This is a genomic window from Vibrio sp. 2433-A1, from assembly GCF_056726085.1.
Genome location: NZ_JBRESC010000002.1, coordinates 179204 through 200131, shown reverse-complemented (window position 1 = coordinate 200131; position 20928 = coordinate 179204). Strand labels below are relative to the sequence as shown.

17 protein-coding genes are annotated in these 20928 nt (G+C 45.6%); 9 read left to right on the top strand and 8 right to left on the bottom strand.

The features are described 5' to 3' along the window. Positions 1-573: a glutathione-regulated potassium-efflux system ancillary protein KefG gene (kefG, locus tag ACU01J_RS03360; RefSeq protein ID WP_481084413.1), complete on the bottom strand. Its 573-nt coding sequence runs from the start codon at positions 571-573 to the stop codon at positions 1-3. A gap of 170 nt (positions 574-743) precedes the next feature. On the opposite strand from kefG, the gene ACU01J_RS03355 reads away from it, so the two are divergent. From ACU01J_RS03355 to crp, 6 genes are all read left to right on the top strand, one after another. Then, a complete protein-coding gene (locus tag ACU01J_RS03355) occupies positions 744-2666 on the top strand; it encodes an ABC transporter ATP-binding protein (protein ID WP_481084412.1) in 1923 nt (640 codons plus the stop codon). Continuing rightward, the gene (locus ACU01J_RS03350) at positions 2663-3142 is read left to right on the top strand and encodes a TIGR02444 family protein (RefSeq protein WP_481084411.1); all 480 of its coding nucleotides are present in this window, start codon (positions 2663-2665) and stop codon (positions 3140-3142) included. Before ACU01J_RS03355 ends, ACU01J_RS03350 begins: the two co-directional genes overlap by 4 nt. 23 nt (positions 3143-3165) lie before the next feature. Next, entirely contained in the window at positions 3166-4155 is a 990-nt protein-coding gene (locus ACU01J_RS03345; RefSeq protein WP_481084410.1) for a hydrolase, read from the top strand. Positions 4156-4194: 39 nt separating this feature from the next. Further along, positions 4195-4407, top strand: coding sequence for a YheU family protein (locus ACU01J_RS03340; protein WP_053438813.1), 213 nt, complete (start codon positions 4195-4197; stop codon positions 4405-4407). A gap of 82 nt (positions 4408-4489) precedes the next feature. Then, positions 4490-5359 (top strand): phosphoribulokinase, encoded by an 870-nt coding sequence (locus ACU01J_RS03335; RefSeq protein ID WP_004410516.1) that lies wholly within the window; start codon positions 4490-4492, stop codon positions 5357-5359. Positions 5360-5600: 241 nt separating this feature from the next. Then, positions 5601-6233, top strand: coding sequence for a cAMP-activated global transcriptional regulator CRP (gene crp / locus ACU01J_RS03330; RefSeq protein WP_004410522.1), 633 nt, complete (start codon positions 5601-5603; stop codon positions 6231-6233). A 69-nt stretch (positions 6234-6302) separates the two neighbouring features. Here crp and ACU01J_RS03325 read toward each other — a convergent pair whose 3' ends face one another. The 7 genes from ACU01J_RS03325 to ACU01J_RS03295 all read right to left on the bottom strand — a co-directional run bounded on the left by ACU01J_RS03325 (position 6303) and on the right by ACU01J_RS03295 (position 15754). Beyond that, positions 6303-7094 carry a 2-oxoadipate dioxygenase/decarboxylase family protein gene (locus ACU01J_RS03325; protein WP_481084409.1) on the bottom strand — a complete coding sequence of 264 codons (792 nt, stop codon included), beginning with the start codon at positions 7092-7094 and terminating at the stop codon, positions 6303-6305. Positions 7095-7300: 206 nt separating this feature from the next. Continuing rightward, complete coding sequence (gene astD, locus ACU01J_RS03320; RefSeq protein WP_481084408.1) at positions 7301-8758, bottom strand: succinylglutamate-semialdehyde dehydrogenase; 1458 nt, start codon at positions 8756-8758, stop codon at positions 7301-7303. A gap of 35 nt (positions 8759-8793) precedes the next feature. Further along, a complete protein-coding gene (gene astA / locus ACU01J_RS03315) occupies positions 8794-9813 on the bottom strand; it encodes an arginine N-succinyltransferase (RefSeq protein ID WP_481084481.1) in 1020 nt (339 codons plus the stop codon). Positions 9814-9950: 137 nt separating this feature from the next. Further along, complete coding sequence (locus tag ACU01J_RS03310) at positions 9951-11165, bottom strand: aspartate aminotransferase family protein (RefSeq protein WP_481084407.1); 1215 nt, start codon at positions 11163-11165, stop codon at positions 9951-9953. A gap of 402 nt (positions 11166-11567) precedes the next feature. Next, entirely contained in the window at positions 11568-12155 is a 588-nt protein-coding gene (locus ACU01J_RS03305) for an aminodeoxychorismate/anthranilate synthase component II (RefSeq protein WP_481084406.1), read from the bottom strand. 130 nt (positions 12156-12285) lie between these two features. Then, entirely contained in the window at positions 12286-14889 is a 2604-nt protein-coding gene (locus tag ACU01J_RS03300; RefSeq protein ID WP_481084405.1) for an ExeM/NucH family extracellular endonuclease, read from the bottom strand. Positions 14890-15235: 346 nt separating this feature from the next. Further along, positions 15236-15754, bottom strand: a complete 519-nt coding sequence (locus ACU01J_RS03295) for an FxsA family protein (RefSeq protein WP_481084404.1) — start codon at positions 15752-15754, stop codon at positions 15236-15238. A 329-nt stretch (positions 15755-16083) separates the two neighbouring features. Between ACU01J_RS03295 and aspA the strand changes: the two genes are divergently transcribed. The 3 genes from aspA (at position 16084) to ACU01J_RS03280 (ending at position 20920) form a co-directional block, all read left to right on the top strand. Beyond that, on the top strand, positions 16084-17535 hold the full coding sequence (gene aspA / locus ACU01J_RS03290; protein WP_481084403.1) for an aspartate ammonia-lyase: 1452 nt from the start codon (positions 16084-16086) through the stop codon (positions 17533-17535). Positions 17536-17689: 154 nt separating this feature from the next. Continuing rightward, positions 17690-18997 carry an anaerobic C4-dicarboxylate transporter gene (locus tag ACU01J_RS03285; protein ID WP_481084402.1) on the top strand — a complete coding sequence of 436 codons (1308 nt, stop codon included), beginning with the start codon at positions 17690-17692 and terminating at the stop codon, positions 18995-18997. A gap of 474 nt (positions 18998-19471) precedes the next feature. Continuing rightward, complete coding sequence (locus tag ACU01J_RS03280) at positions 19472-20920, top strand: YfcC family protein (RefSeq protein ID WP_481084401.1); 1449 nt, start codon at positions 19472-19474, stop codon at positions 20918-20920. Positions 20921-20928: the final 8 nt, after the last annotated feature.

The window sequence follows — 20928 nt, the reverse complement described above, 5'->3', positions numbered from 1 at the left end:
CTATCCCCCTACGTGTTCCGAATAAGCCGCTAGTGGGTCATTAAGCCATTGACGATACTGCTCAGCGTGTTGATAACGCTCCATTTCAGAAACATTACGTGCCCAGTAAAGAACCAAGGGCTCAATCCAATACATCTGACATAACGCTGCAGTTAGCTCAAAAGGTTGCAGTATTTCAGACAATGGGTAACGGTTATAGCCCCCCTGACCAAACGCCTCTTCTTTGCCTCCGGTAGTGATCACACTGCGCCAATATTTACCTTTCAGTGCCTCACCGTTGCCAAAAGCAAAGCCTTTACCTAAAACTCGATCCATCCATTCTTTCAGTAACGCCGGGCATGAGTACATATATAAAGGATGATGAAAGACAATTACATCATGCTCATTAAGCAGCTTATGCTCCGTACTGACATCAATGAAGAAGTCTGGGTAGTGAGCATAAAGATCATGCACAGTGACATGCTCAAGAGATTCGACTTTCTTAAGCATCATTTGGTTGGCGACAGAGTCTCGCGATTCTGGGTGCGCGTAAATCACCAATACCTTAGGTATATCGGAAGGTAAGTTCTGCATTCCTTGGACAGCAATCCTTATATTATTCATAGCCGAAGATGACTGTATTTATTGTAATTTATCGTTATCAGTTTGTTATACGTTGTTAGCCACAATAACGCAACGATCGACATAACTAGTCAAGTAACCTACTATTCGACGCAATACGAGCAAAGACAAAGCACAAGATTATGATTACCTTCTCTGGCATTCAGCTTCTACGCGGTGGCAAACCACTGCTTGAACAAGCCTCTGCAACCATTCACCCAGGCGATAAAGTCGGCCTTGTGGGTAAGAACGGTTGTGGCAAATCCACTCTATTCGCCCTGATTAAAGACGAACTTTCTATTGATGCTGGTAATTTTAGCAAACCCGCCCATTGGGAGATGGCATGGGTGGCTCAGGAGACCCCAGCGTTAGAGCGCAGTGCGATTGAGTATGTCATTGATGGTGACCGTGAATACCGTCGTCTAGAGTCTGATTTAGCTGAGGCTGAGCAAAAAGATAATGGCACCTTAGTTGCCGAGATCCACGGCAAAATTGAAACTATTGGCGGTTACAGCATTCGTGCTCGCGCAGCCGAGTTACTTGATGGTTTAGGCTTTAGCCAAGAGCAAATGAGTTGGAGCTTAACTCAGTTCTCCGGCGGTTGGCGTATGCGTCTTAACCTAGCTCAGGCACTACTTTGCCGCTCTGATCTTTTGCTACTCGATGAGCCAACCAACCACTTGGACCTAGATGCGGTAATGTGGTTAGAACGCTGGCTACAAAACTACCCTGGCACCTTGGTTCTCATCTCGCACGACCGAGATTTCCTTGACCCAATTGTTGGCCGAGTCATCCATGTAGAGAATCAACAACTGCATGAATACACGGGTAACTACTCGTCGTTTGAAGACCAGCGAGCACAAAAGCTCATCTTGCAACAAGCTCAGTTTGAGAAGCAGCAGAAACAGATGTCGCACATGCAAAGCTACATTGACCGTTTCCGCTATAAAGCCTCCAAAGCTCGCCAAGCACAAAGCCGTATTAAAGCGTTAGAGCGCATGGAAAAGGTTCTGCCAGCTCAACTGGATAACCCGTTTAGCTTTCAATTCCGCGACCCAGACGCCCTGCCTAATCCAATCATTATGATGGACGAAGTGTCAGCAGGTTATGGCGACAACCTAATCCTTGAGAAGATTCGCCTAAATCTAGTACCGGGTAGCCGTATCGGTCTACTTGGCCGCAACGGTGCGGGTAAATCTACGTTGATTAAACTGCTATCGCGAGAGCTTAACCCTCAAGGCGGCGACCTAACCTACTCTCAAGGCGTAAAGATTGGCTACTTTGCTCAGCATCAGCTCGAAACTCTCCACCCAGAAGAAACTCCGCTGCAGCATATGATGCAGATCGCCCCAGACAAGAATGAACTTGAGCTGCGTAACTACTTAGGCAGTTTTGGCTTCCAAGGCGACAAAGCGCTAGAGAAAGTCGCTCCGTTCTCTGGTGGCGAGAAAGCTCGCTTAGTGCTTGCTTTGATCGTGTGGCAAAAACCTAACCTATTGCTGCTCGATGAGCCAACCAACCACCTAGACCTCGATATGCGTCAAGCTTTGACTATGGCGCTACAAACGTTCGAAGGCGCAATGGTGATTGTTTCGCACGACCGTTATCTACTACGCGCAACAACCGATGACCTTTACCTTGTTCACGATCGCCAGGTCGCTCCATTTGATGGTGATTTGAATGATTACTACAAATGGCTGACTGAACAGCAAAAAGCAGAACGCCGTGAAGCGCAAGCACAGCAACCAGAAAAGAGCAGTGAGAACAGCGCCGCAGCGAAAAAAGACCAAAAACGTCGTGAAGCAGAGTTTCGCAAACTGACCGCACCTATTCGTAAAAAGCTGACAAATCTGGAAGCAAAAATGGATAAGTTAGGCTCAGCATTATCTGAAGCGGAAACGCAATTGTCTGACAACAGCCTTTATGAAGCCGAAAATAAAGCTAAACTTAATCAAGTACTCGCTGTTCAGGCTAACAGCAAAAGTGAACTTGAAGATGTCGAAATGGAGTGGATGTCTCTCCAAGAAGAACTAGAACAGATGGAACAGGAGTTCAATAGCCTATGAGTTCAAAGCACGTCGAAATTTCTTTAACTCTTGAACGCTTATGGCAATTCAGTTTGCAGTATTACAGCGTGCGAGAGGTCAAAGAGGCGTGCTTGAATCTTCAGAACCAATTTAAAGGCAACGTTAACCTACTGCTGCTGCTCAAGTGGCTTGATGAGCAGCAGATCTGTTTCAGAGAACAAGACTGGCACCGCGTTGAAGAGTGTTTAGGTCGTTCTGAAGCATTACTGCTCAGTTATCGTGAATTAAGGCGTAAACTCAAACTTCACTTACCCGATACGCTCTATCGCGAGTCACTTCAATTCGAGCTTCAATTGGAAAAACAGCAGCAATCTGATCTGGTTGACTGCATCAACAGTATTCATCTTGAAAAGAATCATTGTGAACCACTGGTATTGCGCTATTGTCGCCAGCTCGGCGGTGAGCAGCTCTACTCGGCCTTTGCCGAACCTATCAATAATATTGCCAATCGATAAGCTCTACCGACCTTAGGACTGTTATGACTCAATTTGTTGCGGCTAAAGGACTAACCAATCCACACCTTCAAACCCTAGCACCACGATTTATTCGCAAGAAAGCGCTATTTGAACCTGTGTGGCAAACACTTGATACGCCTGATGGGGACTTTCTCGATATAGCTTGGAGTGAAGATGTCGTTCAAAGCAATGGTGAACAGGCCAAAATTAATAAGCCGATTTTTGTCCTTTTTCACGGCTTGGAGGGCTGCTTTTACAGCCCTTACGCCAATGGCTTGATGGATGCCTTTGCTAAACAAGGCTGGCTATCAGTAATGATGCATTTTCGCGGCTGTAGCGGTAAGCCCAACAGACTAGCTCGGGCCTACCACTCTGGTGAAGTCGAAGACGCACGCTTTTTCCTTGAGCATCTCGACTCTCTGTTTCCTAACCAAACCAAAGTCGCTGTAGGTATCTCGCTTGGCGGTAATATGCTGGCTAACTACCTCGCTAAGTATCGTGACAACCCAGTGATTGATGGGGCGACTATCGTCTCTGCTCCGTTGGATCTCTCTGCCTGTTCGGAACGAATCGAACAAGGCTTTTCTAAGCTGTATAAAAACTACCTACTCTCTTCGTTGAAAAAGAGCGCACTGCAAAAGCATCACCTCCTCAAAGGGGAACTCGGCCTCAGTTATCACAACATCAAACGAGTCACAAAGTTGTACGAGTTTGATGACTTAATCACCGCACCACTGCACGGATTTAAAGATGCCGAAGATTACTACCATCAATGCTCAGGGATTCATCGCCTTAAAGAGATCACTTTGCCGACCCAGATCATTCACGCCAAAGACGATCCATTTATGACGGATGCCGTGATCCCGAAGTATGTGTTGCCTGAGAACATCGACTATCGCTTATTTGACCAAGGTGGTCATGTTGGTTTTGTCACTGGCAGTGCAATAAAGCCGCGTTTCTGGTTGGAAGAAGCTCTACCTGCCTACTATGAAAGTTTGGCGGTTTCTGCATAATAGCGGCGTCTGAAACGAACATAAAATCTAGAGGTATTTATGATTGTTCCTTGGCAACAAATCGATCCAGACACGCTGGACAACTTAATCAAAGAATTTGTCCTGCGTGAAGGGACAGACTACGGCGCGGTAGAGATTTCTCTGCAAAGCAAAATTGACCAAATCAAAAAGCAGCTTGAGTCAGGAGACGCCGTAGTGGTTTTCTCTGAGTTACATGAAACAGTCGACATTCAACTCAAAAATCGATTTTAGAGAACTGCATACAGTGACGTCCAAGCAAAGCATGCTATAGTGGACGTCGATTACAGGAACGTACTCTCAGACAAGGTTTGTCATGTCAGCAAAACACCCTATTATTGCCGTTACTGGTTCGTCCGGTGCCGGAACCACTACTACCTCAGAGGCTTTCCGCAAGATGTTCAACATGATGAACGTTAAGCCAGCTTGGGTTGAAGGAGACAGTTTTCACCGTTTCACTCGCCCGGAAATGGATGTCGAAATCCGTAAAGCTCGTGAGCAGGGTCGTCATATCAGCTATTTTGGCCCGCAAGCTAATGACTTTGGTGGTCTAGCGGAGTTCTTCCGTCAGTACGGTCAAGAAGGCACAGGCCAAGTACGCCGTTATCTACACACTTTTGACGAAGCCGTCCCTTACAATCAAATGCCGGGCACCTTTACCCCCTGGCAAGATCTACCGGAAAACTCAGACGTTCTATTCTACGAAGGTTTGCATGGTGGTGTGGTTGATGGTGACGTTAATGTCGCTCAACATGTCGACTTCCTGATTGGTATGGTGCCGATCGTTAACCTTGAGTGGATTCAGAAATTTGTCCGTGACACGCGTGATAGAGGCCATTCACGTGAAGCGGTGATGGATTCGATAGTTCGTTCCATGGACGACTACCTGAACTACATTACGCCACAGTTTTCTCGTACTCATATTAACTTTCAGCGTGTTCCAACAGTCGATACGTCAAACCCACTTAACGCCAAAGGCATTCCAAGCCTAGATGAGAGTTTTGTGGTGATTCGCCTTCGCGGCATCAAGAATGTTGATTACCCTTACCTACTCGCCATGATTGATGGTTCATTTATGTCACGTCACAACACCATCGTTGTACCGGGCGGTAAAATGAGTTTTGCGATGGAATTAATCGTACGACCTATTCTTCAACAATTAATCGAAACGGGAAAAATTGGCTAATACTCACGGCTAGAACACGATTACTTTTCATACCGTGATCATGTGCACAGTTTTGCGTAGTAAATACACCTATTGACCCGATTAAAATCAAGAAATCGTTTTCGAAAAAGGATACTATTTCTTACCGAAACACAAGATGGCTTGCAGCATTTGTAAAGTGCTCTTATCCTAGTGGGCCTATTTAAGGCTTTGCTAAAACATGGAAAGCGGCAAGCGTACCCTGCAGAGGAAGTGAGATATTATGGTTCTAGGTAAACCTCAAACCGATCCAACATTAGAGTGGTTCCTTTCACACTGTCATATTCATAAGTACCCATCAAAAAGCACGCTAATTCATGCGGGCGAAAAAGCAGAGACTTTGTACTACATCGTTAAAGGCTCTGTTGCGGTTCTTATCAAGGACGAAGAAGGTAAGGAAATGATCCTTTCTTACCTAAACCAAGGTGACTTTATCGGTGAGCTTGGTCTATTCGAAGAAGATCAAGAACGTACAGCTTGGGTTCGTGCTAAATCTCCTTGTGAAGTAGCAGAAATCTCTTTCAAGAAGTTCCGTCAACTAATTCAAGTTAACCCAGACATCCTAATGCGCCTTTCAGCGCAAATGGCAAGCCGCCTACAAGTGACTAGCCAGAAAGTGGGTGACCTAGCATTCCTAGACGTAACGGGCCGCATTGCTCAGACGCTACTAAACCTAGCGAAACAACCTGACGCAATGACTCACCCAGACGGCATGCAGATTAAGATCACTCGTCAAGAGATTGGTCAAATCGTTGGCTGTTCTCGTGAAACCGTTGGTCGTATCCTGAAAATGCTAGAAGAGCAGAACCTAATCTCTGCTCACGGTAAGACAATCGTTGTATACGGTACTCGTTAATTTCGATTAACGAATAAGAATTAAAAAAGCCACCTACGCGGTGGCTTTCTTTTTATCTGACGAATAGTACTAGCCGTTGGTACTTTCGAAAATTTTATCTGCAGATGCAGCAACAAACCCTGGGTAAAGTTCACCATTCGGCATTGGGTAACGCTTAGCAAACTCATAGAAGCCACCTGGGATGATTTCAGTCACTTCACTAAACTGCACCGCAACTTTATCAGCCATGGTTGAGGATTGTTCTAACAGTACCTCTGGAGAGCCTTTCACTTCACCACCAAACTCGTTAATGGTAAAACCCGCATCACGCAAGTGATTATTGACGCTAACCACTTCCTCAAAGGCATTCAGTTGGTTGACGCTAACAGTAAAGTGGTTGGCACCATAGCCGTGCGCCGCTAACCAAGAAGCATACTCGCTCTCTGTCGCCAGTGTTTGGAAATCAGCATAGCTTAAGTCCCATAAGCGACCGCCAGACAAGAACTCATGACCTTTTAGTTTACTGGTGTCTAATTGCTCAACAAGCTTTGCAACGATAGCTTGCAATGCTTCAGAGCACTCTTCCACTTTTAGCTCACTGATAAACACTTTTGGCTGTTTCGGGTCAGGGTGCTCAAAGTGCTTGGCGACCAACTTCTTACTTTCAAACAGATAGTCACCGCAAGGTTTGTAGCCAACATCTAAGAAAGGCTGCGCTAAAGTTGCAATACCCAATGGCTCGACATTGAAAGTGCGTAACGCGATATGGTCATTGATCAGCGCTTCATCTTCTTGCAGTAGTTGATGCACTTTTTCAGCAGAGGGACACAAGCGTTGAATATAGTCTTTCCATAACGATTGGAATAAAGCATCTGGCGTCATAACGCCTCCTTGTTTACGGTTGTTTACGTTATAGGGTTAGTCGTTATTATTGGTTAAGTTATAAAAGAGGCTATCAGACCGATTTGTCCAGATAATCAGTCTGATAGCCTTCAACCTGTGACGTTAAAAGCCTCCCTGCTCAGGGAGGAAGAAGGGAATTCCTAACTTAGGTTCTTTGACCTAATGTTTTTATAGCTAATGTTTTTTTACAGCTCTAGCCCTGGGCTCAATGTTGCCGGAAGAAGAGTTTCTCCACCTTCCATTGATGCCATAGGATAAGCGCAGTAATCAGCTGCGTAGTACGCACTTGGGCGTAGGTTACCCGATGCACCTGGGCCACCAAATGGTGCATCACCACTTGCGCCCGTTAGCTGGCGGTTACGGTTCACGATGCCGGCACGAATGTGGTCAACAAAGTACTCCCATTCGCTGTCATCGGTAGAAACTAGACCTGCCGATAGACCAAAGCGTGTATCGTTGGCCAGCTCGACCGCTTTCTCAAGCCCCTGGTAACGAACCACTTGTAGCAATGGACCAAAGTACTCTTCATCGGGTAGCTCTGCGATCGCTGTGACGTCAATGATACCTGGAGTAACAAACGCGGCTTGACCCGCTTTCGCTTCAATCAGGCTCTCACCCCCAAGCTTTTGCAGGTTCGCTTGCGCCGCAAGAATGAAATCAGCCGCCGCTTTTGAAATCTGTGGGCCCATAAATGGTGCTGGTTCTGCAAATGGCTGGTCGACACGAATCTTATTGGTTGCTTCAACGAGCTTGCTAACTAATAGGTCGCCCTTCTCGCCAACAGGAACATACAGACGACGTGCACATGTACAACGCTGACCGGCACTGATAAACGCAGACTGAATAATGGTGTACACCGTCGCATCCACATCGCCATAGTGTTCAGAGATAACCATCGGGTTGTTACCGCCCATCTCAAGCGCCAGCATTTTACCCGGCTGACCAGCGAACTGACGGTGAAGGATGTGACCAGTATTTGCACTACCAGTGAATAGGACACCGTCCAGACCTTTTGAATCAGCCAGTGCGATACCGGTCTCTTTAGCACCCTGTACTAGGTTAATCACGCCTTTAGGCAGACCAACTTGATCCCACAGTTTCATTGCAAACTCACCGGTTAGCGGTGTTTGCTCTGAAGGTTTAAATACCACCGTGTTACCCGCAAGTAGCGCCGGCACAATGTGGCCATTAGGTAGGTGACCTGGGAAGTTGTAAGGACCAAATACCGCCATCACACCTAGCGGGCGGTGGCGAAGCACAATTTGGTTGCCCGCGGCTTCACGCTGCGCTTCACCAGTACGGTCATGGTAAGCACGAATCGAGATAGCAATCTTACCTGCCATTGCCGCCGCTTCTGTGCGCGTTTCCCAAATCGGTTTACCGGTTTCTTTGGCGATGATTTCAGCGATCTGCTCACTGTTCTCTTTTACTTTCTCGGCAAATGCGAGCACAATCGCTTCACGCTCAGCAAAGCTCATTTTTTTCCAGCCTACAAACGCGCTGCGTGCTGCTGAAACCGCTTGCTCAACTTGCTCTGGAGTTGCACTTTCACCTTGCCAGATGACCTCATTGTTATATGGGCTTTGCGAGTTCATTGACTCACCTTGACCTGCCACCCATTCACCTGCAATCCAATGTGTCATAACTTGTTCCTTCAAATTTGTTCTTAATCTCAGCGTTACTGAGCTAGCATGCGAACATAGTCGCCTTCGTTTACTTTCAGTGCTTGTGCGACTTCAGGCGATAGAATCACTGATTCTGACTCATGGTCATGGGCTGCTTTTGCTGCCGTTGCACGGAAATCTTCAAACGAAGTGTTAGAAATTAGGTAATCTTGCGAGCTGGTATGCTCTGCGATCGTCACTTTGGCACGGATAGAGTGACGCACGGATTCAATATTTCGCACATCACACTCAACCGTTGGACCACCATCAAAAATATCGACGTAGTTGCGGCAAGTAAAACCTTCTTTTTCTAGTAAGCGGAGCGCTGGCTTGGTGTTATCGTGTACCTGACCAATCACCGCTTGTGCTTCTTTACTCAGCAAGTTGATGTAGATTGGCAGTTTTGGCATTAAATCAGCGATGAAGCCTTTCTTACCAATACCAGTTAGGTAATCAGCCATCGTAAAATCAATCGAGAAGAAGTGCTCTTGCAGCCACTGCCAGAATGGTGAGTTACCTTCTGCATCTGATACACCACGCATTTCAGCAAACACGGTTTTCGAGAAGCGGTGCGGATGCTCTGCCATCATCAAAAAACGACACTTCGACATAAGACGGCCATTCAAGCCACCACGGAATGACGGCCTCAAGAACAGAGTACAAATCTCACTACAACCTGTGTAGTTGTTGCCGAACGTCAGCAGTTTAACGACGTTATTCACACCCAATTTCGGTGATGAATGCACCACGGTACTGATGTGATATGAGTAGAAAGGTACATCCCAACCAATGGAAGCCTCGATACCTGTACAACCGGCAACTTCACCAGTTTCACTATCAAAGCCGACCATCAGATAGCCTTCATCACCAGGCTCTGTAACCTCTGGCTTTGTGAAGCTATATTCTGAATGAGTAATACGGTTAGTTAACAGTTCTTCGTTAACCGGTAGAGATGTGAATCCATGACCCGACTCAACCGCACATGTGTGCAGCGCGTCGTAGTCCGACATTGCGATAGGGCGAACAACCAGCATCGATACTCCCTCCTGATGCGGGATACCAATGCTATCGGTCATCTATTCGTTTTTGCTGCGCAACTACCTGAACACATGACCGATAGCACTGGTATTGGGAGAGCTATGGAAAACAGCTCCCCCGGTTTGTTTAATTATTATTTAACTAGCGTTGCTAGAGCTTTATCTAGACGCGCTAGACCTTCTGCGATTTCTTCTTTAGTAATCACAAGTGATGGTGTGAAACGAACAACGTTTGTGCCCGCAACCAACACCATTAAACCTTCTTTGCCTGCAGCAACCAGCACGTCACGCGCTCGGCCTTGCCACTCATCGTTCAGTGCAGCACCTAGTAATAGGCCTTTACCACGAACTTCTGCAAACATGTTGTACTTGTCGTTAAGTTTAGCCAAACCTTCACGGAACAGTGCTTCACGCTCTGCAACACCGGCGAGTGTTTCTGGTGCGCTAACAACATCAACCACAGCTTCTGCAACTGCACATGCCAGTGGGTTACCGCCGTAAGTTGAGCCGTGTGTACCGACTTTCAGGTGCTTAGAAAGAGCAGTTGTCGTGAGCATTGCGCCGATAGGGAAACCACCACCAAGTGATTTTGCAGTGCTTAAGATGTCTGGCGTTACACCTAGGCCTTGGTATGCGTAGAAATGACCAGTACGACCGTTACCAGTTTGTACTTCATCAAAAATCAGTAGTGCATTGTGCTTGTCACACAGTTCACGCACTGTCTGTACGAATTCGTCCGTTGGAGAGATGATGCCGCCTTCGCCTTGAAGTGGCTCCATCATGATGGCACAAGTGCGATCTGAGATATGAGCTTTTAGCGCTTCCACATCATTGTACGGTAGGTGAGTGACATCACCCGGCTTAGGACCGAAACCGTCTGAGTAAGCCGCTTGACCACCAACAGTCACTGTAAAGAAAGTACGACCGTGGAAGCCTTGCTTAAATGCGATGATTTCTGATTTCTCTGGGCCAAACTCGTCAGCTGCGTAACGACGTGCTAGCTTAAGTGCCGCTTCGTTCGCTTCTGCGCCAGAGTTTGCAAAGAACACTTTTTCAGCGAAACAGACATCAGTCAGCTTTTTCGCTAAACGTAATGCCGGTTCGTTAGTCATTACGTTACTTAGGTGCCAAATTTTCTGGCCTTGTTCTGTTAATGCATTCACCATTGCAGGGTGACAATGACCAAGGCAGCTCACGGCAATACCACCAGCAAAGTCGATATATTCAGTCCCCTGTTGGTCCCAAACTCGAGCGCCTTCGCCTTTTACTGGAATCATTTCCATTGGGTTGTAACAAGGTACCATCACCTCATCAAACAAACCGCGTTCTACTTTATTTTCTACAGTCATTGCACATTCCCTCTTAATACCGCATGCATAGCGAATATGGTGTCCTTACTCCGATTCAATGAAATAAGATATTGTTTTGCTTTTAAGCAACCACGGCATTGTATTTACATTTAATTAACCATTTCAATAGTGGTTTATTCTTTTTAATCACCACTAAGAAGTTTGATACTCATAAGCCTTGAGTATTTATGCATTACCCTTTCACATTTATGAAGCAATATATTCTTATATTAAAGATAAGCTATGGTTAATCTTAGTCGCGATAAGGGCTGAGAAGTAGACGTGACAAACCCTTCGCATACTTTTTCACAAAGTATTCGCAACAAGGATTATGAAGGAAATGTTAAGAAAAGTGATCTAAGTCAGGCTTTAACCGAATAGCAGCCAATGGAATTGAGTGTTTTAAAGCGACGCTCGAGCAATAAAGTTGGCAAGGATCTGATGACCTTGCTCCGTTTTAATCGACTCAGGGTGGAACTGAACCGCATCAATTGGCAGGGTTTTGTGTTGATAACCCATGATTTCATCCATGCTGCCATCTGCCAGTTGTGTCCAAGCTGTCAGCTCAAAACAATCCGGTAACGTGCCATTTTTCACCACTAGAGAGTGATAACGTGTCACGGTCAGAGGGTTATTCAATCCAGCAAACACACTGCGATCGCTGTGAGCAATTGGCGACGTTTTACCATGCATCACCTCTCTCGCTCGCACCACTTCACCACCAAATACTTGGGCAATCGCCTGATGACCTAAACAGACACCAAGGATGGGTAGCTTTCCGGCAAAATGCTCAATCGCCGCGAGCGAAATACCTGCTTCATTGGGGGTACATGGCCCCGGAGAAATGACCAAGTGGGTAGGGTTTAGCGCTTCAATCTGATCCAAGCTAATTTCGTCATTCCGCACTACTTTTACCTCAGCACCTAACTCACAGAAGTACTGGTACAGGTTATAAGTAAAAGAGTCGTAGTTATCGATAATCAGTAACATGGTGAAACGAACAGCATTGATAAATTGGATGGTTAGGGGCGGTATTGTGCAGCAAGAAAGAATAAAGGCAAGTGCAAACGATAAAATAAGGCCGGCATAGGCCGACCTTATCTGTTTACAGTAAGTTAGCTTACTTGCGACGACGCCATAATGCTAAACCAAATAACGACATCATGGCACCAAAGCCAAATGAACCCGCCATGTTCAATTCTAGTACTGCAGGATCGTGATCTGAAGAACGGAAGTGGTCGTTGTACTTAGGTAGGTCACCTTTGTACTCTTCATTGTAGTCAAACAACTTCGACTCACCACCGTTGATGTGCCAGTCCGTTGCATCAACAAAGTGCTTCTCTAGGCTTGGGCTCATCAATAGGTGGTCAAGCGCGCCAACTTCATCATTGTATGAGTAGCTCCAACTATTTGGATGCGCTTTCGCCACTGCATTGATGTAACCGTAGCTATCCGTGATCACGGCACCTTCATCGCCAAACTGAACCTGACCGTCGATGTAAGTATTACGCGCTGCTTTGATCGTCTTGCCGTACTTCTCTTGGCTGTAATCTGTCAGTACTAGCAGTGGATCTTCCATACCGTAAGCATTCAAGTCACCTAAGATCACTTTGTGACCGTCAATTTCATTTAGAGCTTCACCTAACGCAACTGCAGCTGCAACACGGAAGTTCTCACAAGATCCTTGCTTATCCAGGTCTTGGCCACCTTGACCGCCCAGCTCAACCGGTGCTGCATCTTCCCAACACTTAGAGCCTTTCGATTTAAGGTGGTTGATTGCCACTGTAATTTTTTCTTTAGTGCCTTTCACTTTGAAGGTTGGCGCTAGAGAATCACGTTGGTAGTTCTTACCATCTTCAATCACTTTACCGTTGTCATCTAATACTTCAGGAGCTTGCTGACTTGGCATAGGGATAACGCGAGACTCTTTTAGCTTAACCACTTTCGGACGGTAGATTACGCCAGTAGTAATCACGTCAGTGCCGATGTAGTCATTCTCGTCTGTCACTTTGTCGCCGTTAGAGTCGATAGCAACGATGTCGTAACGGTCTTTTTTCTTCGCAATGCGAGCGTTCAATTGGTCAACAAGCTGACGAATTGCACCACTATCACCAAAGCCGTTGTTTTCGATTTCCATCAGACCGATGATGTCAGCGTCTAGACGTAGAATCGCATTAACGATTTTCTCTTGCTGTACTTCGAACTCTTCAAAGCTGTTCGCACCACGGTTATTACCGTGTGGGTTTGTATCACCGCCGAATGGAGAGTTGAAATAGTTGAGTACGTTAAACGTAGCGATACGTAAATCGCCCTCTTTGATATCGATATCTTCGGTACGAGGGTCGTTACGAATAAAGTTTTCGCTGGTTAGGGTGTTAGTTGGGATTAGGCGGTAATCACCATAGCTGTAGGTAATCACACCTTCTAGACCGACAATGGTATCGTCGATACGGATGTAATCTTCTGTCGATCCATCTTGGTCAATATCAGTGCGACCGAAGTCTGGGTAGTATGGAACTTGTCCATCGCCAGCTTTCGCATCTGACTCAACATACAAACGGCGCTCTGCGTTTTCGATGCTTTGCTGTTTCGCCTCTTCTGAACCTGCAGGGAAATTCTGGTTGGGCTGCATGTTGATACGACCTTGCGCCAGTACCATATTGTTACGACGCGCTGCGTAATCATAGCCAAAAGTACGGGTAACACGCATATCAAGAGCTTCAGTTGTGTTCACCAACATGCCTTCGTAGCGCTCTAATGTACGGTCAAAGTTTTCATCCGTTGGCAGGATTTCGATGTCTGTCGCCGTTGGCGCTGCTTGCTCACCTTGTTTAACCCAGTTGTTGTTTTCTGCTTTTAGCTGGGTGTGATCGTAATACTCTTGCACCTTACCTTTGACACACACTACATCGCCCGCTTGCAGATCAGAGCTTGATTGATTGGTATGAACGAACAGACCTTCAGATGTCTCCGGGTTGTAGTCGTCTGTTAGTGCTTGTAGATAGAAACCTTTAGTCAGGCCTGTTGTCACCGCACTAACTACACCTTTAACAAAGAACTCTTCGTCAGTGATGTATGGGTAACCATTGATAAATGGTGAGTTATCACCTTCACCTTGGATTTCTTGAATTGAAGTGAAGGTTGGAGCCACACCATCTTGAGTACAAGCAAACGGTTCTGGCGCGGTACCACCATCAAGCACGCCTAAGCCTTCAATACTGTCTTTCGGAAGTGATGACCATTGAGAAGCGTCATAAGTAGAAGAAGGCGTCATCGCATCCGAGTTACGCACTAGTGTTACGTCTTTAGCAAAGTTGCTGCTACCACCGTCCACATTACCAACCACATCATGCACAACACCGTCTTTTAGAAGTGCCATTGGGTCGTTACCATTAAAATTAGCAATTGCACCGTTTAAGATATCAGCAACCGCTTTAATCTCATCACTGGCACTCGTGTGTGCCACAACCAACACGTTTTGTGCTGAAAGCACTTGGCCGTTAAGAGAAAGGTTGCTGCCCCACTCACCAGCGCCATTATTTTGCTTAGCAAGTTCATATCCATCAAGTAATACTGAGCTATCACCAGTATTAGCAATCTCAATCGCTTTGTTGTAACTACCACCTTCAACATATTGAGAGATGATGATGTCTGCCATTGCTGGAGACGAAAGAGCGCCGGCTACCACTGCAGCAAGTAGCGTAGGAGTTAATTTTTGTTTCATGTTATCCACCATGCATCGCTTCCAATGTTACACATCAACTAGAAAGCGTGTTCCAAATCACTTTTAACGTGACTACTTATTAATAAACCTTGCTCAGTGTTTATGTTTTTTATGAAACAAAAAATTACATTCAATGACAGTGAGATTTCGATCTCATAGATATGCTGAATATTTGAAGCACTATCAAGTTTTCAACATATCGTGATAACAGAAATTTCAAAAGTGAGAATATCTAACTGAATTACATCAGATTTTGCTAATAAATAAAGCAATAGCTCTACTATTACCTTGATTTGTAGACATAAAAAAGGCGCTATAAAAAGCGCCTTTTTCATAATTGAGTCGATCAATTCAATCTATTGCGATCGTCGTCATCTTTTCGCTCAAACTCACCTTCAAAGGTCGAACCTTGCTGTGAATCATCACGATGAAATGGATCTTGCTCGAATGGGCTTTGGCCAAACTGGTCACCTTGAAAGCTACCATGGAAGCCATTACCGCCCATCGATTTGACCACCATTTTACTCATCAGGTATTTGGCAATCATGGCACGAGGTGCTGGTAATAGCACTAGCATACCCAATGCATCAGTCATAAAACCTGGGGTCAGTAGTAATACACCAGCAACGGCCAGCATCACACCTTCAAAGATCTGCTGAGCGGGAAGCTCACCTTGCTGGAGACGGTTTTGCACCGACATTAAGGTTTGTAGACCTTGGCTACGCACTAGGGAAGCTCCCACGAATGCAGTAATCAATACCAAGGCGATAGTTGGCCACAGTCCAAGAAAGCCACCAACTTGAATAAATAGGCCTATTTCGATGATAGGGACGAAAATAAACAGTAGCAATAAGATAGGAAACACATGCCCTCCTTTGTTGTACTCAGTGTACGTGCAAGGCGGTTTGAGCTCAAATTAAAGCAGTAAAAAAACGTGACATGGCAATGATAAAAAACTCAATTAAACCCTACCTCTAAAGGGCTATTAATACTCTGTTCATATCTAACCAAATTTTGATTCAACAAAAGCAAAAAAAGGTGATCAAGTTACTATTTTTATACGCTAGGTACAGTATTATGTGCCACATAAGTCAGGACGGATTATACAGCCAAAAATTCTGCCGAATGGATTCTTAAACTACAGAATGGCTAGAAATAAACTTTATTATCAGAATAAATTCCTAAGGATCCTGTATGGCTACCCTAACTGATGCTCCAAAAACGGCTACCCCTGCAACTCGTATCGAAGAAGACCTACTAGGCGAGCGCCACGTACCAGCTGACGCGTACTACGGCATCCACACTCTACGCGCGATCGAAAACTTCAATATTTCAAGCACTACTATCTCAGACGTACCTGAATTCGTCCGTGGTATGGTGATGACGAAGAAAGCCGCTGCACTAGCAAACAAAGAGCTTGGTGCGATTCCAAAAGACGTTGCTAACTACATCCTAGAAGCGTGTGATTTGATCCTTGAAACAGGTAAGTGCATGGATCAGTTCCCATCAGACGTATTCCAAGGCGGTGCGGGCACGTCAGTGAACATGAACACTAACGAAGTTATCGCCAACGTTGCACTTGAACTGATGGGCAAGGAAAAAGGCCAATATGAGTTCATCAACCCGAACGATCACGTAAACAAGAGCCAATCAACTAACTGTGCTTACCCAACGGGTTTCCGTATTTCGGTTTACAACAGTGTTCATCAGTTGATGGAAGCGATCGAATATCTTAAGGGAGCATTCGAACTTAAAGCACAAGAATTCAAAGACGTGTTGAAGATGGGTCGTACTCAGCTTCAAGACGCAGTGCCAATGACTGTGGGTCAAGAGTTCCACGCTTGGGCAGTAACGCTAAACGAAGAAATTCGTGCTCTAGACTACACGTCTAAGCTGCTACTAGAAATCAACCTAGGTGCAACTGCAATCGGTACTGGTCTAAATGCACCAGCTGGTTACCAAGCAACTGCAGTGAAACACCTAGCGGAAGTAACTGGCCTAGAAGTGGTTCCAGCAGAAGACCTAATCGAAGCAACATCTGACTGTGGTGCGTACGTAATGACTCACGGCGCACTGAAACGTCTAGCGGTGAAACTGTCTAAGATCTGTAACGACCTTCGTCTACTTTCTTCTGGCCCTCGTGCTGGTTTGAACGAGCTAAACCTGCCAGAAATGCAAGCTGGTTCTTCTATCATGCCTGCAAAAGTAAACCCAGTTATCCCTGAAGTAGTAAACCAAGTTTGCTTTAAAGTTCTAGGTAACGACAACACCGTTTCTTTCGCAGCAGAAGGCGGTCAGCTGCAGCTGAACGTAATGGAACCGGTTATCGCACAAAGCGTGTTTGAGTCTATCTCTCTACTACACAACGCATGTGTTAACTTGCGTGATAAGTGTGTTGACGGTATCACTGTTAACAAAGAAGTGTGTGAGAGCTACGTATATAACTCTATTGGTATCGTTACTTACCTTAACCCATACATTGGCCACCATGAAGGTGACATTGTTGGTAAGATCTGTGCAGAAACAGGTAAGAGTGTACGCGAAGTCGTTCTTGAGCGCGGCCTATTAACAGAAGATGAACTAGATGACATTCTTTCTGTTGATAACTTTTTGCACCCAACGTATAAAGCGAAACGCTACGAATAACCGCAAAGCGACAAAGGCCCCAGACGGGGCCTTTTTTAGGCCTTCATACGGTTAACCACACATAGTAAAAGGTCTTTATTTTCTGATTATCTAAACATTCAGACAATGAATATTTAGATAATCAGAATCAAAATAACTTTATGAGGTAATTATTATGGTGGCAGTAGAACTCTTTGTCGTTCTGCTCTTTATCTATTTGGGAGCAAGAATTGGCGGAATCGGTATTGGTCTAGCCGGTGGTGCGGGTGTTATCGCACTGTCGTTAGTGTTAGGCGTACCAACAAGCCAAGCATTCATTCCTATCGATGTAATATTGATCATCATGTCAGTGATTACCGCGATTGCAGCTATGCAAGTCGCCGGTGGTCTGGATTGGATGGTACAAGTGGCTGAAAACTTTTTACGTAAGCACCCTGAGCGAATCACTTTTTACGCGCCAATTGTTACCTTCTTAATGACATTGATGGCAGGTACAGGTCACACGGCATTCTCAACACTACCAGTAATTGCAGAAGTAGCCAAAGGCCAAGGCGTTCGCCCTTCTCGCCCACTTTCTATTGCGGTTGTAGCATCTCAAATTGCAATCACTGCATCGCCAATTTCGGCAGCGGTTGTGGCGTTCGCGGCGATGCTAGCACCAATAGGCGTTGATTACCTAACGCTACTTGCGGTTTGCATTCCAACCACCTTCGTTGCCTGTATGATTGGTGCATTTGTTGCGAACTTCATGGGCTGTGAGCTAAAAGATGATCCAGTTTACCAGGAGCGTCTAGAAAAAGGCCTGATTAAACTCGCTGCAGATGAACAGCGTGAGATCCTACCGACAGCGAAAAAAGCAACTTACATCTTCCTTGCAGCAATTGGTTTTGTGGTTTGTTACGCAGCGGCAATTTCAAATTCGATTGGCCTAATCGAAAATCCAGCACTTGGCCGTAACGAAGCAATCATGACGGTAATGCTAGCAGCGGCAGCAGCTATCGTCATGAGCTGTAAAATAGACGCAGGCAAAATCCCAACGGCGGCAACATTCCGCTCTGGCATGACAGCGTGTGTCTGTGTACTTGGTGTGGCATGGCTTGGTTCAACGTTCGTTAACGCGCACGTAGATGACATTAAAGAAGTCGCAGGCGCACTACTAGCAGACTACCCATGGATGCTAGCAATAGTGTTGTTCTTTGCCTCTATGCTGCTCTACTCACAAGGTGCAACGACTGTAGCTCTAATGCCAGCAGCGCTAGCAATCGGTGTAGCGCCACTGACAGCAGTTGCATCATTTGCCGCTGTAAGTGCTCTGTTCGTACTGCCAACTTACCCAACGCTACTTGCAGCAGTTGAGATGGATGACACAGGTTCAACACGCATTGGAAAATACGTATTTAATCACCCGTTCTTCATCCCTGGTGTAGCAACTATTGCTTCTTCGGTAGCACTTGGCTTCACATTTGGTGGTCTATTTATCTAATCGTCTCAAACGAATATATAGGGAGCCTCAGCTCCCTTTTTTTATTTTCTCCATCGTAAAAATACTTATCTCACATTTCATTTTTGACCTTAATCAACAAAAGCTCCGAAATTTAACCTTGCATTTTAATCCGGTTGTATGAATAAAATTCCCTTATTATTTAACCACAGACTTTTTCACTTAAGCTAATAAGAAAACTCCGCCAAACAAAAGAATATTAATCCGACTATTTCAAACAATTAGTCTCCACCTAACCTTATGTAAAAAACCACACAAAATCAGGGTCTATATTTTTGTGAAGATCCACAAAGTTACCTTTCCAACCTCGGATTAAAATAGCCCCAACAGGCAAGAAGCCTATATGAAAATTCCAATTACCAATAACTTCCCTACAGAGTTATTTCATTTTTAATAACGATGAGTCGCTGATTCACTTTTATTTATCGGTATATAGATAAAAGTAAGGAGATAGCCATGACAACCCAAACCGTACCGACCGAAGAAAAAAAAGGTGGCTTCTTTGCCAACTTTAAATTCCCTTCTGCATACACCATTCTTTTTATCTTAATTGCTTTAGTGGCAATGCTGACTTGGATCGTTCCTGCCGGTCAATACGACCGCGCAATGAATGAAGACCTAGGTCGTGAAGTTCCTGTAACAGGCACCTATCAGGCTGTTGAAGGCAACCCTCAAGGTGTGATTGATGTTCTGCTAGCACCGATTGATGGCTTCTACGACCACAATAGCTATGAAGCTGCTGCAATCGATGTTTCCCTATTCATTCTTATCATCGGTGGTTTCCTAGGCCTAGTAACCAAAACTGGTGCAATAGATGCGGGTATCGAACGCGTTACCCATCGCTTGCAAGGTAGAGAAGAGATGATGATTCCTATCTTGATGGCACTATTTGCAGCGGGTGGTACTGTTTATGGTATGGCGGAAGAGTCATTGCCTTTCTACACCCTACTCGTTCCTGTGATGATGGCAGCACGCTTTGACCCTCTCGTTGCCGCAGCGACTGTACTGCTCGGCGCAGGTATCGGTGTACTAGGTTCTACCATTAACCCATTCGCAACGGTAATTGCTGCCAACGCTTCTGGCATTCCTTTTACCGATGGCATCATGCTACGCGCAATCATGCTAGTAATTGGCTACGGTATCTGTGTTGCTTACGTAATGCGTTACGCTCGCATGGTTCGTGAAGACCAAAGTAAGTCTATCGTTTACGACAAGTACGAAGAGAACAAAGCACACTTCCTTGGCAATCAAGATGGCGGCTCTCTAGAGTTCACAACAACACGTAAAATTATCCTAGCTATCTTCGGTGGTTCATTCGGGGTAATGATTTACGGCGTGTCAGTAGCAGGATGGTGGATGGCTGAGATCTCAGCTATGTTCCTAGCAGCAACGATTCTTGTTGGTCTAGTCGCTCGCATGAGTGAAGAAGACTTTACCAACAGCTTTATTGACGGTGCTCGTGACCTACTGGGTGTTGCACTGATTATCGGTATTGCTCGCGGCATCGTGGTGGTCATGGACCGCGGTATGATCACTGATACTATCTTGTTCTCTGCAGAGCAAATGGTGACCGGCCTATCGTCTGTAGTGTTCATTAACGTGATGTTCTTCCTAGAGATTCTGCTGTCGTTCCTAGTGCCTTCAACGTCAGGCCTAGCGGTACTAACCATGCCAATCATGGCACCACTTGCTGATTTTGCTGGTGTTGGTCGTGAGCTTGTGATCACTGCTTACCAGTCAGCTTCAGGTCTAGTGAACTTAATTACGCCAACATCTGCGGTAGTAATGGGTGGTCTGGCAATCGCTCGCGTCCCTTACGTTCGCTGGGTGAAATGGGTAGCGCCACTACTCGCGATTCTGACTCTGTTCTGCATCGTATGTCTAAGTATTGCTGCGCTAATCTAAGTTAATCG

Bases quoted from the DNA above. Each gene is read 5' to 3' on its own strand.
- kefG (WP_481084413.1), bottom strand. From the start codon at position 573: ATGCAGAACTTACCTTCCGATATACCTAAGGTATTGGTGATTTACGCG.
- ACU01J_RS03355 (WP_481084412.1), top strand. From the start codon at position 744: ATGATTACCTTCTCTGGCATTCAGCTTCTACGCGGTGGCAAACCACTG.
- ACU01J_RS03350 (WP_481084411.1), top strand. From the start codon at position 2,663: ATGAGTTCAAAGCACGTCGAAATTTCTTTAACTCTTGAACGCTTATGG.
- ACU01J_RS03345 (WP_481084410.1), top strand. From the start codon at position 3,166: ATGACTCAATTTGTTGCGGCTAAAGGACTAACCAATCCACACCTTCAA.
- ACU01J_RS03340 (WP_053438813.1), top strand. From the start codon at position 4,195: ATGATTGTTCCTTGGCAACAAATCGATCCAGACACGCTGGACAACTTA.
- ACU01J_RS03335 (WP_004410516.1), top strand. From the start codon at position 4,490: ATGTCAGCAAAACACCCTATTATTGCCGTTACTGGTTCGTCCGGTGCC.
- crp (WP_004410522.1), top strand. From the start codon at position 5,601: ATGGTTCTAGGTAAACCTCAAACCGATCCAACATTAGAGTGGTTCCTT.
- ACU01J_RS03325 (WP_481084409.1), bottom strand. From the start codon at position 7,094: ATGACGCCAGATGCTTTATTCCAATCGTTATGGAAAGACTATATTCAA.
- astD (WP_481084408.1), bottom strand. From the start codon at position 8,758: ATGACACATTGGATTGCAGGTGAATGGGTGGCAGGTCAAGGTGAGTCA.
- astA (WP_481084481.1), bottom strand. From the start codon at position 9,813: ATGCTGGTTGTTCGCCCTATCGCAATGTCGGACTACGACGCGCTGCAC.
- ACU01J_RS03310 (WP_481084407.1), bottom strand. From the start codon at position 11,165: ATGACTGTAGAAAATAAAGTAGAACGCGGTTTGTTTGATGAGGTGATG.
- ACU01J_RS03305 (WP_481084406.1), bottom strand. From the start codon at position 12,155: ATGTTACTGATTATCGATAACTACGACTCTTTTACTTATAACCTGTAC.
- ACU01J_RS03300 (WP_481084405.1), bottom strand. From the start codon at position 14,889: ATGAAACAAAAATTAACTCCTACGCTACTTGCTGCAGTGGTAGCCGGC.
- aspA (WP_481084403.1), top strand. From the start codon at position 16,084: ATGGCTACCCTAACTGATGCTCCAAAAACGGCTACCCCTGCAACTCGT.
- ACU01J_RS03285 (WP_481084402.1), top strand. From the start codon at position 17,690: ATGGTGGCAGTAGAACTCTTTGTCGTTCTGCTCTTTATCTATTTGGGA.
- ACU01J_RS03280 (WP_481084401.1), top strand. From the start codon at position 19,472: ATGACAACCCAAACCGTACCGACCGAAGAAAAAAAAGGTGGCTTCTTT.